Origin of the sequence: Paenibacillus sp. FSL P4-0338 (assembly GCF_038002365.1) — a bacterium.
In the GTDB taxonomy this organism is placed as follows: Bacteria; Bacillota; Bacilli; order Paenibacillales; family Paenibacillaceae; genus Paenibacillus_AQ.
This window is the reverse complement of the sequence record NZ_JBBOCG010000002.1, coordinates 712,192-727,334: the sequence shown is the minus strand read 5'-3', so window position 1 is coordinate 727,334 and position 15,143 is coordinate 712,192. Positions and strand designations below refer to the sequence as shown.

At 47.9% G+C, this 15,143-nt stretch carries 12 protein-coding genes; all 12 read right to left on the bottom strand.

Annotated elements, in window-relative coordinates:
- Positions 1-44: 44 nt before the first annotated feature.
- The 12 genes from MKZ07_RS27200 to MKZ07_RS27145 all read right to left on the bottom strand — a co-directional run bounded on the left by MKZ07_RS27200 (position 45) and on the right by MKZ07_RS27145 (position 15,131).
- The gene (locus MKZ07_RS27200; RefSeq protein WP_341028692.1) at positions 45-4,088 is read right to left on the bottom strand and encodes an S-layer homology domain-containing protein; all 4,044 of its coding nucleotides are present in this window, start codon (positions 4,086-4,088) and stop codon (positions 45-47) included.
- Between the two features lie 373 nt (positions 4,089-4,461).
- Positions 4,462-5,499, bottom strand: coding sequence for a hypothetical protein (locus MKZ07_RS27195; RefSeq protein ID WP_341028691.1), 1,038 nt, complete (start codon positions 5,497-5,499; stop codon positions 4,462-4,464).
- 46 nt (positions 5,500-5,545) lie between these two features.
- A complete protein-coding gene (locus MKZ07_RS27190) occupies positions 5,546-6,499 on the bottom strand; it encodes a class I SAM-dependent methyltransferase (protein ID WP_051493300.1) in 954 nt (317 codons plus the stop codon).
- A gap of 5 nt (positions 6,500-6,504) precedes the next feature.
- Positions 6,505-7,353 carry an FkbM family methyltransferase gene (locus tag MKZ07_RS27185; RefSeq protein ID WP_036693153.1) on the bottom strand — a complete coding sequence of 283 codons (849 nt, stop codon included), beginning with the start codon at positions 7,351-7,353 and terminating at the stop codon, positions 6,505-6,507.
- Between the two features lie 42 nt (positions 7,354-7,395).
- Entirely contained in the window at positions 7,396-8,208 is an 813-nt protein-coding gene (locus MKZ07_RS27180) for an ABC transporter permease (RefSeq protein ID WP_036693155.1), read from the bottom strand.
- 4 nt (positions 8,209-8,212) lie between these two features.
- Complete coding sequence (locus tag MKZ07_RS27175; RefSeq protein WP_179090472.1) at positions 8,213-9,022, bottom strand: ABC transporter permease; 810 nt, start codon at positions 9,020-9,022, stop codon at positions 8,213-8,215.
- Positions 9,000-10,004, bottom strand: coding sequence for an ABC transporter ATP-binding protein (locus tag MKZ07_RS27170; protein ID WP_036693160.1), 1,005 nt, complete (start codon positions 10,002-10,004; stop codon positions 9,000-9,002). Before MKZ07_RS27170 ends, MKZ07_RS27175 begins: the two co-directional genes overlap by 23 nt.
- Positions 10,005-10,034: 30 nt before the next feature.
- The gene (locus tag MKZ07_RS27165; protein WP_036693162.1) at positions 10,035-11,213 is read right to left on the bottom strand and encodes a radical SAM/SPASM domain-containing protein; all 1,179 of its coding nucleotides are present in this window, start codon (positions 11,211-11,213) and stop codon (positions 10,035-10,037) included.
- Between the two features lie 36 nt (positions 11,214-11,249).
- A complete protein-coding gene (locus MKZ07_RS27160; protein ID WP_036693165.1) occupies positions 11,250-12,338 on the bottom strand; it encodes a radical SAM protein in 1,089 nt (362 codons plus the stop codon).
- A 27-nt stretch (positions 12,339-12,365) separates the two neighbouring features.
- Positions 12,366-13,481: a hypothetical protein gene (locus MKZ07_RS27155; RefSeq protein WP_036693168.1), complete on the bottom strand. Its 1,116-nt coding sequence runs from the start codon at positions 13,479-13,481 to the stop codon at positions 12,366-12,368.
- 43 nt (positions 13,482-13,524) lie between these two features.
- Positions 13,525-14,883: a hypothetical protein gene (locus tag MKZ07_RS27150; RefSeq protein WP_076158535.1), complete on the bottom strand. Its 1,359-nt coding sequence runs from the start codon at positions 14,881-14,883 to the stop codon at positions 13,525-13,527.
- Positions 14,880-15,131, bottom strand: a complete 252-nt coding sequence (locus tag MKZ07_RS27145) for an acyl carrier protein (RefSeq protein ID WP_036693173.1) — start codon at positions 15,129-15,131, stop codon at positions 14,880-14,882. The genes MKZ07_RS27150 and MKZ07_RS27145 overlap by 4 nt, the downstream gene beginning before the upstream one ends.
- Between the last annotated feature and the right edge of the window lie 12 nt (positions 15,132-15,143).

Genomic DNA, 15,143 nt, shown 5'->3' with positions numbered 1-15,143 from the left:
AGGAGTGCGGTCTTTTAAGCATATCTTGTTCCTATAAGAAGCTTTTACTTATTGTACAATCTGTAGAGGAAGACCGCCGCTTCTGCTCTGGTGGTGTTGCCGGCCGGATTGATCTTGTTACCGCTGCCTTGGATAAGCCCTTCCTTCACCATGGCGGCTACGCTGTTCACTGCATAGGAAGCCACCTTGGACTTGTCGGAGAATTTCTGCAGATCCGCAGCTGTACCCTGGGTATTCAGCTTTTTCTCCAGCTTCAAGGCCCGTTCGGTCAACACCATCATGTCCTGCCGGGTGATCTTCTGACCGCTGCCGAAGCTGCCGTTATCCAGGCCATTCGCAATTCCAAGCGCTTTGGCAATGGCAAGTTCATTATAGTAGTAAGCATTCTTCTGTACATCGCTGAAATTGCCATCTGTCTTCGCAGTCAACCTAAGTGCTCTGACCAGGGAATACAGGAAATCTGCTCTGGTGATATCCGTTGACGGATGGAATACCTGACCCTCTGTCATGAGAATATCCTTCGATGCAAGGACTTCGACCGCATTTTTGGCCCATGCTGTTTTTCCGAGATCTGTGAATGTCTTGGATACATAAGCTACTGCGAAATCGCTGAAATGAGTGGTTGTGAAGGTTACCATACCGGTCTTGGAAGCATAACGTCCGCTTGGTACGGTCATAACCTTCCCGCTTCCGTCAATATACCGCACAACTATCATTTCCGGATTCTTCAGTTCGTCCGCAGACGGCTGGTAGGGCACGGATACGGTTACAGGTGCCCCGGGATTACTCCAGGCTGTTTCTTTGCCATCTACCTTAAGACTAAGCTGAATGATCGGTCTATCGCCTAGTTCCTCTTTTACTTCCGCCGGGAGCCTGGCCTTGTCACCTTTTCCAATCTCCAGCGCTACTTCCTTGCTGCTGCTTTCAGGTGTGCCTGTCAACATATTACCGGGGATGACGACCTGACCGAATTCGGTGGAAACAGTCAGTTTGTTATCCTTGGTTCCGCTGGTCAGTGCTGCAGCAGGCAAGCCTACCGAGTATGAATTCACTCCTTGCACGGCAGGGATGTCCAGCGTCACATTTTTCCCGATGAATTCCTTTGCTTGTGCCAGATCCGATACCTTAACTGATGCAGTCCCATTGTTCACTGTTGCCTGCATGGTTACTTTCTGACCTTCTACAACGGGTGCTGCTGGTGTTGGAGAAACTGCTGGTGCAGACGTTGCATAGCTGCCAGGTGCAGACGTTGCAGGCGCAGGTGTTGCTGGTTCAGGTGTTGCTGGTTCAGGTGATGGTGATGGTGTTCCAGGTTCGGGAGTGGACGGAGTCTCTGTCTTACTGTTGGTTACTTTCAGGGTATAAGTCTTGACCCTGCCGTCTGCCCCTGTGACCTCAACCTTTATATCTGTTTTGGTGCCCGGTGTCAGCGTTATAGCTTCGGAAGCTGCACCGCTGGCAACCACCGTATCGTTGACTTTGATGGTTGACCTGCTGTCTGCCGCCGCTGCTGTCACGGTCATGCTGCTGACATCCTTCAGGGACACATTATACTCTGTGGTGGACGCATTGAACGCTGGCTCGAGTGTTCCTGCACTCAAGGACAAGCTTCTGAGGTCAGCGTTCACGCTATTAGGTGTATAGACTCCAAGATCGCCAAGGTCGATAGCATTATTCCCGATGGCCTGATATTCGCCTGCAAAATAATCCTCCAGATACGAATGTCCCAGAAGGAACCGGTCCGGCTTCATAGCGCCATAGTACCCGGCATTCGCATTACTTTGGCCATCAAACAGAACATAGCTCCCCTGCCATCCGGAACCACTCACGCCCCAGCTGATGATGTGGTCGATATACGGGGCGAACTTATTGAACATTTTGTAGAGCAGTGCGTACTGATAACCAAGAGCGTCCGACTGTCTGACATTAAGCACTGCCGGAGCGGTTGCGCCTCCTCCAGGGGCATCGGTCGGCACCTTAAGATCAAGCTCTGAATAGGTAATACCCGACAGCAGGCCCCGGTCAACGAGAGAGGCATAGAGGGCCATCGCATACTGGTTGTCGCTTGCAAGGGTTTTACCTACCATATCATGTCCCTGGATTCCGATGTCTTCGATCAGGGGTCTTCCGTCATACAGCGGATCGGAGCGCCATGCGGTATTTAATTCGAGAACCATATTGTATACAGTTCTGGCTTTACTGCGGGTCGCAAGCCCGTAATCGTTGTACGTCAGCTTCGGAGGATTGTCAACGATGTAGCTGTCAATGCTGCCTTTATTGTCGTGTCCATCCAGCTTCATATACTCCGGAAGGTTAGCGTAATTGGCTTTGTAAGCTTCCGCCATCTTGACGTTGGGCGCCGCGATGTGCGCATTTTTGAACAGCAGGTACACGTAATGATCGGTGATGTCGCCGCCAATCTCATCATCGGACATGGCCACCAGCCAGTTGGTATGCTTCAGGCTCGTTCTCCAGCTGTTCGAATCCTTAAGGGAAATCTCGCTGTGGCGGCTTTCGTGTACCTCTTCGTTCAGCACATCCCACGAATTGAACGGAATGACGCCACGGGCTTCGCTGGACCCGTACTTCGTATCTGTAGTCAGGAAGTGCCGCATCACATACATGGTGTGGTTGAACTGCACTCTTCTCGCCATTTCTTTGTCTACCTTAACCGTAGTCGTGACGCCGTTGCCAAGTCCGTAGAACTCGGCACTGCCGTTATACCCGGAGGGCAGGCTTGCAGGGATCATCTGCGCCATCCAACCAGGGGCCTGGTTATACCAAGCCAGAACATGACCGTGAGACTTGTACTGTCCGGGAGTTCCCGAATCCCGGATCGCCTGATAAGCGTTCGTCGGGAAGCTGTATTCCTCTAAGCCAGGGGCAGTGGTTGCGCCTTTCATGGCCTCACCGTTCACGTTCTTCAGCCATTCGGGACCACGGGGATGCGTGCCGTCGGCCTTCAGATTGTTGCCGTCGACGAAGATCTCATAGTGATTGGCTCTGGTTCCGGTTACAGGCCCGGTGCCGATCGCGCCGACCATGAACAGGCCATTTTTCTTATTGTACACACTCTTTAGAGGCGCTACGGCACTCTGGTTTTCCTTGTTAACTACGTTCGAAAGGGCCTCGCCATTCGGATCTGGTGCGGTAATCTCGATGTTAGAGACCAGCAGCATACCAGTTTCTTCAGGACGGGCATTCTCGCCATGCAGCTCAAGAATGAAATTCGAGGAATTTCCAGCTGATGCGGTAATACTGTGATGCGCCTTCAGCCAGGATTCACCATTGTAGCTGCCCACCCAGTCAGGGTTCAGGTTATTGTACTGGTAATCTCTGAGGTAGCTGTCCAGGTTTTCATTGGTATTTCTGACTCTCCATCTCATGAATTTGCCTTGCGCACTCTTCGGATAGTAGACATCGAATTCAATCGTTGAACCCACTGTGACATTGACGGCCGGGGACAACGGGGATTCCAGACTTATGCCGCCGAAGGTGCTTTTTCCGTTGTGGGCGTAATTAATCTGAAGCACTTCCGCTTTACCTTGGGCATCTGCAAAAGGATACGTTATCGTCTTGAATGTGCCGCCGGCAAAGTCAGCGGGAACACGATTGTCCAGCGGAGTTCTAGCCGTCCAGGTATTAGTGGGCGCGGTAACTTTTACAGAAACCTTACCCGGACCCGGATCAAGACGGAAATACGGATCGGAGCCGTCTGACTTAATATTTTTGGTGAAATTCATTATCGCTTCTTTAAGTGCTGCAATAGCTTCGCCATCGGGAGTGTTCGCATTACGTGCGAGTTCAATCGCATCATTCAGAGCTTGGAGCTCATCAACATGCACCCAAGGAAAAGCCTGCTGCACGTCAGAACCATAGACAGCTCCATACACAGAATGGCTGACTTGGAGCGGGAACTCCGCATTGCCGGTTTTTAGAGCCTCGGCCTCAGCAATGAGGTCGCTCAGTTCAACGGACGGTTCCTCTCCAGCCGCAGCAGCCGGGACGGGAGTATACGTGAAGATGGAGAACAACATGATGATGACGAGAAGGCGGGAGATGCTGATTACATATTTTCTACTGTTCATCTAAGTTTGACTCCTTTTCTTATGGAGATTCTTACCCTTGATTACGCCAAGTCTGGCTTGACAGTCAATTCCGCACCTCCCTCTGAACCCATTGGCAGACAAAGTTTGAAAACGCATTCACAAAAGCGGATGATTAGGCTGTAACTGTTTTCATATTAACAACACGAAGCGAAAGTCTAAATACGGGTAATGCACGAATGATTTTAATATATTACGAAAATAGACACATTCCCCAGCCGATCCTTCCATGAAACAGGGAATATGGTATGGCAATGGATTATAGGCAAAAACAAAAAGACCGCCCCCTCTCGCAAAGGTATGCGGTCTATCTGATGCTCTACTCGGTTACCTGACTCACATTGCTGGTTCAGCTTTACAGTCTCGCAGCCTTTAACATTAAATAAAAATGATGATTAAAATGCACTTCATTCGTATATATTTTTGTGAATAAACCAATGCACTTGTCTTTTATTTCCCCAGTGAACTTTTGGGACATGATGGCTTTATTCGAATAGAACCTTACTGCCTTCCAGTCATTAATAATTTGGTCCAATAACGGGTCAAGCGTATCTTTTGCATTGATATGATCAAGGTTATACTTATAGAGAGTATTTAACCTGTATTTCTCAGAACATTTCCTATAAATAGTACTGCTTAGTGTTTCTATAATCGTTTCATTTGTTATAATGAGCTCGTAATTTTCTGCCAACAACAATATATTATTTAAACTTTCCGTTATTTCATTTTGATACCTGCACATATTTTCTATAAATTTATTGATGTTATTTTGTGCTAACCTCTTATTGTTCAAGCTATCATGATCAGTGGGGGACACTAGTGCATATTCCCAAAAATAGTTTGGCATTTTCACATGTTCCGAACTCAGGCATGACAATTTAAATTCTGAAAATGGTAAAGAATATTGTCTGTATTCTTTAATATCATCAACCGTATATATTTCATCGTTAGTAAGATTAAAGCCATGGACAAAAACAGGGTGCAGTCCATGTTTTTTGTTATAGTAAAAGTCTCTCCCGCGTTGATAGAATAAATCAATAAAAATGGAAATCGGATGCCCCCTGGAAATAGAGCTTATGATCTCATCTTGTAACGTATCTAGTGCAGGGGATTTTTTACGAACAGAGATCCCCATTTCCTCAAGGATCTGATCTCCCTCCTGAAGCTCCAATACCTCTAACTTGAAATATCCTCTTGCTTGTATTTTTTGTTCATTAAATCTATAAATACTAATCACATTATTCAAAATCGGCAGTTCATCTTTTTCGAAATATCTGGCAAGCGTTAAATACAAATTGTAGTCGCAACTAAAGTATGGAAAATTATGATGAGGAAACATTTTGGTCATGCCGTCGAAGGGTTGAAAGGTGTCCAGGGAAATAATATCTTCCATACAATATTTCTCCTAACCTAAAATTATTGTCGATATTACGGCTATGTCACCTCTTAACAAGGTTCATCATACGGTATTGCTGCGTCCCAGCCTTCATCTCTTCATATTTCTTCGAGCCGGGCAATGCGATGAAATCACTGATATCTCCATTATTCATGCTCACGTTGGCATTGTTCGCAATTCCTTGTGGGCCAGTACGTTGCTTTGCATTCTCATCACATGATAGAAGGACATTCGAAGTCACATCCTGATTGCGGATTACAGACAGACCTGCTTCCTCTAAAAGCCTCACGTTCTTCGCTACCTGATCTTCCAGCATCAGCTCCGTATACAGAAATACACCGCCAACTCTCATTATCCGGTACACTTCTTCATAGAAGCGTGATCGGTTCGGATAGGCTTGCGCGGATTCCATATTCAATACAATATCGAAACTCTCGTCTGCAAACGGTATATTCTCCGCATCGCCGACGAGATAGAAAGATTCACCCCCTCTGGATTTGGCACTGCAATACGCAATATTCGCCGGGCAGATGTCGAGACCGACAATAGACAGAGGCTTGAAATATTTATACAAAGCTGCTATGTTCCCTCCCCTGCCGCATCCGATGTCGATAACCTGCCGCTCCGAAATCGCCGTCCTGCCCACCGTCTCGAGCAGCAGCTTGACTGAATTTCTATTCCATACATCGTCGGGCTCGATCACCGCATGTTGCTCACTCCCTTGCGAGACGTAACCATAGTTTAAGAAGGTTGCGAATCGGCCTATGCCGGAAAGCGCAAAGGAATCCGAAATCTCGCTATAATCTCGAATTTCGCCCTCTTTACGCTTCCAATCAGACGGGTGGACAAACTGCTCACGCCGGTCGAGCATCGATACATAACGATTATCGATCGTATATGCCGCATCGCAGTTGCGGCATCGCAGCAATGCATCCGACTGGGCCAGCTCGCCCTTGCAGCTGGAGCATACCAACCTTGCATGCAGATGCTGTAGCATGACTATCACCCAGCCGATATATGCATTTGATTCAATGCGTACACATTATAGTAATTTGGGATATTCAAGTCTTCGTAGTAATCGATCGAGATATTGAAGCCGTTGGTTCGGAAGATGTTCTCAAGCCTGCTGATTTGTTCTCCGTCCAGTCCGTGTACCTCCATTACAATTTGCCTGATTTTGCCCCAATCCTCTGGATGGATGCCTTCCAGCACCTCAAATTCACTTTTTTCCACGTCGATTTTGAGCAGATCAATGGGGTTCAGATCGTAATAGCGGATCATTTCAGAGATCGTAGTTAGCTTGCAGCGATGGATTTGTTCATTCAAGAGCTTCGGCGACATAAGTTGATCGACAAACCGGTTTAGCATGCGCGGGTCGGCGAATTGATCCCGGTAATGGTTGATTAACCCGTATCGGAGATCCTGATCGTGGTTCTCCCGGTATTTGATCTGGACAGAATCCGTGGACATCGTGGGGAAATAGGCAAACTCCGCTTCCTTGATCTCATTGGAAAGCCCAACGTTAACCGTTGTTACTCGAGGCAGCGAGCTCGTATTCATCTTCAGGAGCTTAAATGTCGGAGGCAGTGGCTCAAACGCATACACCCTGCAGTTGCTCTTGCTGCTGACATATAGGGTGAACATGCCGATATTAGCACCGACGTCCATGACCGTGCCATTATCCGGGAGCGTAATCCCATGCTTGAAATACATCTCCTTTTGGAAAATCTCGTTGTAGAGGAACTCAGTCTCACCTTCGTTGTTTTGATAGATTTCAATCCCGTTGTCCAGCCGCTTCTTTGCGGTGGCCTCTGTCTCCGACGAAAGGCTCTTTTGCTCCATCCTGCTCATCCAATTCACCTTCTCAACAATTTATTTTTTTGGCATTTCTCTCTAACTGCTGGCGCTCTCATAGTGTTTGACGGCCAGCTTCCAGAACAGCCTGACCACTATAAGCGATATCACAGGAGCTACAAAAATCCATATCCCAAGGAACAGGTCCAACCGGTCGATCAAATAAACTGACGGCATGTTGGTGATAAACAAGATAGGCACGACATACAGCCCTATTCTCCGCAGCCATTTGGGGTATATGTACATCGGCATATTGTTCAAATCCCAACATTTGTCCAGTATGTCGAAGATCGCACCGGACTTCACCGTCCAGAAGGCCAGAATTTGCGGAAGCAGAAGCACCGAGTAGGTCACGATCGTGCTACTCAAGATCACCCCGATATATCCGGCCAAGTGGATCAGGCTTGGCTCGATGCCAAGACGCCGCCAGGCCAGTACGATCATCGTGATCCCGGCGATCAGGTTCGGAATTGGAAACGCAAAGTTAACGTTCCGGAATGAAATCATGAACTGCAGCGATAGCGGCTTCGTCATATACAGGTCCAGCGTCCCGTTGCGGATATGGCCGGCGAATCTATAAAAGTTATCCATAAACAATCCTGTATAGATTGCGATCATAATCGTATAGGTCCCGGTGAAGATCATCATCTGGTCAGGAGAAATTCCATTAATTTCGATTCCTAGCTGGTAAACGAAAATGATATAGATCAGCTTAGAAAACAGAAATACGGTCTCCATGATCAAACCGGAGTAGAAATTCGCTTTGTATTCCATGTAACCGACCAGGCTATTCTTTGCGAAAATAAAAAACATACGTACATGCTTCCGAATCTCACTCAAGCGGATACTCACAGATCTAACCTCCAACGGCTACATATTTCTTCATTCCGGAATCCCAAGACAACTTGGAAATGATCAACAGCACAATTACCCAAACCGCCTGCAAGAGGAGCCCGCTCACGATATCATGAATCGCCAAGCTCCCGTTGATGATCTTAACCGGGAAGAATACAACATACTGAAACGGTAAATAGCTGGAGATTCTAGCAAACGTATCTCCGAAAATATTAAGCGGAAAGATGGCGCCACTGAGCAGATAGACGCCTTGGTTGAAAGCGATAAATACGCCCCAAACCTCAGTAATGATGAACGCGAGCGCACTAATTGAATAAAAGAGCAGGAAGTTGATGAGCAGTCCGAACAGAATACTGATCAAAAACATAACGATCTGCCCCGCGCTAAGCTGAAACTCCCAAATCTGAGTAAACACGGTCATCAGTATGACGAATAAGACAAGGACAACCCCGGTCTGAACCGTTTTTCCACCAAAAAAATTGCATATCCGATAGCTAAAATAATGAATGGGCTGAGCGATAAATTTGCTCAGTCCACCCGTCTTGATATCATTCGCGATTTCCCCTTCGAAGCCGGCAGAAACCAGCTTGGAGACGACGCCGGACAACACGGAATAGATGATGATCTGTGAATAAGAATAGCCGTTAATAATCTCTTGCGGCGAGCTGCGAAACACGGCTGTCCAGAGGAAGCATTGGACGAGTATGATAAAGCCGCCGCTAATAATACTCATCAGGAAATCGGTCCGATACTCCATCGCATTCTGAAGCGCAAGGATGTACGTCCTTTTATACTTCTGCAAGACTTTCATGTCTGACCTCATCTTTCTGATATAAGCTTTCGATGCCTCGCTCGACAGGTATATCTTCAACTGTGAAATCAAGGATCGGGAACCGGTCCAGCATCATCTTGGAAAGTCGCTGAAGCTCATGCTTATCGATCTCCATGACGGCATTCAGGCCGTCATGTTGAGTAATAACGCCATAGTCGCTTAGCGCTTGCCTTGGCACTTCGTCCGTAAATTGCAGCTTAATAATCTTTTTGGCATGAAACAGCTCGTTCACACGCCGGAGATCGCCGTCGTATACGATTTTCCCTTGATTGATGATGATCGTTCGTTTGCACAGATCCTCAATATCCGCCATGTAGTGGCTTGTCAGAATGACCGTTGCCTTCGTCTGCTGGTTATAATACTTCAGGAACTCCCGAATGCGCTTCTGCGAAATCAGATCGAGTCCGATTGTAGGCTCATCCAGGAAAATCACCTTGGGCCGGTGGATGAGCGACGCAATTAGCTCCATCTTCATCCGTTCCCCCAGCGAAAGCCTCCGCACCTGAATGTTGAGCAAGTCTTTAACGTCAAGCATCTCCGTAAGCTCATCCAGGATAAGGTTGTAGGACTCATCCTCGACCTCATAGATGCATTTGTTCAGGTATAACGATTCATTCGCCGGTAAATCCCACCACAACTGCGATTTCTGTCCCATCACGATCGAGAACTGCATCTTGAATTCTTTTTTTCGCTCCCAAGGGACATAGCCTAATACCGTCGCCTGCCCGCTTGTCGGATACAAGATCCCGGACAGCATCTTAAGCGTTGTCGTTTTACCGGAACCGTTCGGGCCTAAGAATCCAACCATCTCGCCTTGCTCGATTACAAGTGATATATCGCTAACCGCTTCTTTGATCAGTGATTTACGCTTCACTAAATTTTTGAGCGATTTTTTGAGTCCCAGTTCTTTTTCGTAGTACTTGAAACTTTTGGATAATTCTTTCACCTGGATAATACCCACTTGCGCACCTCATTTGTGAATTTAGAATAGTTAAACACCGTGCAAATGCAAGACACTGCACTTGGAACATGCCGGTGTCAGTCGTTCGTCCATCATTTCCCTTATCCTTCTGTAGTTCATGCTATGCCATAATTCTTGTACAGACGTTTCTTGTAATTTGCCGATCTCGAACTCCTTGAAAAATTTGCACGCGATAATTGTTCCGTCGGGCGTAATGTCCATGCGGTTCGAGAGCGCCAGGCACTTCTTGTTCATCGTGCCTTTGCCCTCCACCTCTTTGCCGAGCACGAAATCTTCAATCTGGTCTTGATCCAGATTCGGCTGGTAGCGCAAGCGCATTTTCCAGACCCGCTGATTCACCCGGTCCAACTCGCTCATGAGAGCAGGGATACGCTCCGGATCGAGCTTATAGTTAAAAGCATGCCAGCTTCGTTCGCCCCTGTGCCCGCTCGCCGGAAGGAAGTCGAACTTCTGGTTGAAGTAATCGTCCATCCCCTGCGAGCATTCGTCCGAGATGTACCACGGGAAGCAGACGATGACCAGATCTACGCCGACACCCTCCAGAAAGTCCAGCAGATCGTACAGCTTGTCGGTCATACCATCGTTAACGACGGTATGGATCGAAATTTTGCCTCTGAATTTGTTCTCCTTGCGCAGCTCGACCAGCATCCGGATAGCATCTATCGCCTTGCCAAATACCCCTTTGCCGCGAAGCGCATCATTCTCTTCTTCGAATCCGTCAAGCGCGATGAGCAGCTCCAGGTTATCGGAGATTCTCTGCAAGGCATCCAGCTTTCGCTCGATCAGCACCGCATTCGTACAGATTGTCGTCTCACGGGGATGGGCTTCAAGCAAATCAGCCAAACGGTCGAAATGGCTGTATACAAGCGGCTCGCCGCCCCAGATATAGAGTCTCGACTTGGCGGGTTCCGTCTCAAGGATCAGCTTCTCCAGCAGCCCGTAGTCGAGCTGTTCCCGCTGCTGCTCCGGTGTCATGAAGTGATGGTAGCCGGTGTCGTTCCATTGATAGCAATGCTTGCAGCGCAAGTTGCATTGGTTCGTCAGTTTAATCCCGACCGACTCTGGCAACGGTGTCGCGTAACCCGCTATTTTCTCTATATTCCGCTTGGTTTCCATCGTATTCCTGATGGTACGTTTTAAAATATGCAAATCCTTTGCGGAATGTTTAATCTCAGATTTCGGATTCATATCAACACACCCTTCTTAAACGTAATAGGTCATGAATCAGTAGATATAATACCTTGAACAAGCCGTACAAATCGGAAGCATATTTTTTTTCATATACGCGCGATATTCTTTGTACTTGTCACTGCGCCAGATATCCACCAAATTCTCTTCGTTCACGTTGCCGAAGGTCAAATCATAGAAGGCATGGCAGGGCGAAACATCGCCCCTTGCCGTAATCTCCGCATAAACCCATGGAAGGGAGCACTGTCTTCGTTTATCAGCCATCTGATCGAATTGCCCCGAGAAATAGTTACGCAAATTCAGTTCATCTATCGTCTTCGGATAGGTGATCACATGGATACTATTTTTTATGCAATACGCTTTAACATTATTGAGCTGTCTCGTCAATTCGGGAATATCGATCTGGCTGAACGAACTGATATCCCGCCAGACCATCCCCTTGGCATACGGAGCTTCATGCACACCGAATTCCTCTCTAAGAACATCCACATATTGGGCATACTGTTCTTCCGTGGCATAGAGCTGCACTTCCATACTGATATGGTCCAGCATCGACAAGTCGATATGCTTAAAGAAAAATTCCTCGATGTACATATAGTTCAAGGGCGTAATGATAAAGGATACGCCCATCTTCGGAAATTGCTTGCCTTTGCTTTGACGGAGCTCATAGAGCTTCTCAATCCCCTTGATCACTTTCTTGAATACGCCTTTGCCCCTCTGCCTGTCGTTGATTACCTCAGGGCCGTCGAGCGACACCCAGATCTTATTGGGCGCAGTCTCGACAAGCATCTCGGCATTCTTCTCAAGCAATGTGCCGTTCGTGGGGAAGTCCGCTCTGCTTCCATAATGATTGATCATGGCGAGAATGTCGCTCAGCCAAGGGTACATCAGCGGCTCGCCGCCGAAGAAATCGTAATACGGCTTGCCGGGACTGCACTCTACGATGATCTTTTTGATCAGATCCGGGTCCAGCTGCGCTAACGTTTTTTTGCTTTTGTAGGGTCCTTCGAGTCCCCACTCATAGCACATCTTGCATCGCAAATTGCACTCCTCGAGCAGTTGCAAGACGATCCATCTCGGATAGCTTGTCGTATCCTGGGCAACACTCAATTTGTTTACGCTCATCGCATAACCCCTTCTGCCATTGAATTCTTACCCCTTCGTTAACGCGACTCTCGCACAATAATGATCTACATAATTCGTCCGTTCTCCGGGTCTGTTCTTGATCGCTTGATGCATCTCCTTAAGGACATCTACGGAAAAGTCCATCTCCCGCCACTTCTCGTAGCGTATTCCAAACCCAAGCGACTCCCATAATTCCAAATTGCTAAGCTCGTGACTTCCGAACGGCTCCAGCAGAATAAGAGGGGTTTCGGATGCAAGCGAGTCAATCAATGTGCCCGCTCCCGGCTTGGCCACGATAGCCATCGCCTCCGAAGCGACGTCGAATAACCAATGATGATCAACCTTAGCCGCGTATGAATTCGTATCTTCTCCCGTTATTTCGATGTATGGCGGAAACTCGTGCAGGCCGTTTGCGCTTTTCACCCATGCACACCACTCCGGATCGTTCATCCAATATCGTAGCTTATGATTGGGCTTCGCTTCCTTCCAATCATAAGCTACGATATCAAGCCCGTAGTTATGGCCGACAAGCTCTGGAACTTTACTTTGATAAGTGCCCATCCCCCAGCCGCCGCCATGAACAACAAGCCGCCGCTTCCTTGATTCGAAGGGCAGTGGCATACCCAGAGGAACCGGGATTTCGCATCGAATCTCCATCTTGCCGGGTTCATAGAGAGAAGCATTGTAATAATGCTCTTCATAGCGAGGATGATACTTCTTCAGGCTCTTCCAAGACGGGGCCAGATCTGAATCGACGTAGAGCAGGTCTACATGAATTCGATTCGGCAGCATCTTCTCCCTATACAAATCCAGAATATAGACCCAGTGTCCGGATAGCGATATGAATTCGTAGCGTTCTTCCGCTTTCCACGCCTCCAGCAATAGCTCAACCTGGGCGTAATCTATGCTGCCCTGGATATCCATCGGCATTCGGGCCGAAAAATTGGCAAGTGCGAAATCATTGTGGTAAGCCTTCCTGCTGTCGGCAATATGATCTCTCTTGTCTTTCTCCAAATAGCTTTCGAACACGAGCACTTCCGTCGCGATATCCCTTTTCTCGAAATCTCTTGCAGCTAACAGGCCGGGAATATAGAACCCCAGACCGAAACCGGAGCATAGAAACGTTACTTTTCGCTTACCCATAACTCTCTTCCTCCATTCATGGTTTCAAGCTCTTCGGACTGCATCAGCGGGCGATCTTGAAGGATAACGACGACAGCACCTCATTAACCTTCGCGGACAATCGTTCGTTATCCCCTTTCCCCTCAATCAACGAATAATACAATCTGCCCTTCACCTGCTTATTCCGGATCCCCTTGCACTCGCTGACGACTTTGTTAATAAAGAGCGTATTCGCGCTTAACGGTAGCATGCCGAACCCCCGATCAGGCTTATATAGAACACCCTCGCGGTCCAGTGATTCCAGCAATTGATCGAAGGATACATCACATGCAAACTGTAAGGTCGCATGCGTCATGCTCCCGGCCGTACCGTGCTTCTCGAGATATCGGTCAACATAATGTTTGATCAGACTCATCGATCTTCTTGCATTCACCTCAACGATTGGAACGATGCGGCCTTCTCTCAACAGCATCGAATCAACGCATACGTCGCCGTGATAACCAGACCGGTAAAGCTCGCGAGCCGTCAGCTTCATTACATCAAAGTACTCCGCTTCGTCCAGCATATGAAGCAGCCTGTCGTCGGCAGTATAGGAGCCTTGGTAAGCGAAATTATGATTGACTAATTGCTGCACGGAGATATGTCGGTACGTACCGTCCGGATCGATGTGGAATTGGCAGGAGAAATCCAGCTCCTTGAGAAGGAACGGCTCAATAATAAACCGAACCGTTCTTCCCTTTCTGCACTGACCGGCGAGATAGGATGTGACTCGCTGCAGAATCGCTTCCGACTCGATGAGCAAATTCCCCTTCCCGGATACCCCAAACTCATCTTTGATCAGGAAGGGTCCTTGTTTCAGCAAAGCCAAGCCGCTTGACAGCAGCTCTTCGTGGGAATAGACCGTCTGGCTGTCACATTGAAGATCTAGGCGACGGTTCAATTCGGTTGAATACAGCTTCGAGTTGACCTTCTGAACCGTCTCGACAGCTGGACAATCCTGTTCCAGCCCGTAACGCGCTGCAGTACGATCCGCCCCCGGAATGACGGCAAAGGGCGACAACCGGGCTCCCTTCAGCCAATATGGATCCATGTCCTCCACTCGATCAGCTGAGGTGAGCAGGTCGAATATATTGGCGGTTCTGCCTGCACTACCTCCATCAGGACTCTCAAGATCGGTTGAATTGGAAAAAAATTTAAATCCGATCTCATGCAAATACGCTTTATGGCAAACGTTCATTCGATAACGGGTAATAAGCCTATCCTGGCCCTCGCAAAATGGGAAAAGCAGCTCATCCATGGCCATCACGACATTCTCCATTTCAGGATCGTGAACCGACGGCAGTTTGGCTAAATTAGGGTCACGCCAGAAGCGTTCCGCGTCAAACATCCCGATAATGAGCTCGGATTTGCGTCTATCGTTCATACAGATGTCGTCTTCTGCAGCTCCGAGATATAATTGCAGAAGGCTGTAACCGATTCCATGCATTCAAAGTCGAATTGTTCGAAATCGATTTCAATATCGAAACGCTCTTCCACCTTCAATAAGAAAGTAATTAGCTGTAAAGAGTCCAATCCCCCGTCTTCCATGATGCTGGAATGCCCGTTCAAGCTGATTGCCAGCTGGGCGTCGTCCTTGACTTCGCTTATCATCGCTATGATCTGTTTTTGCATAGGAACCTCCCG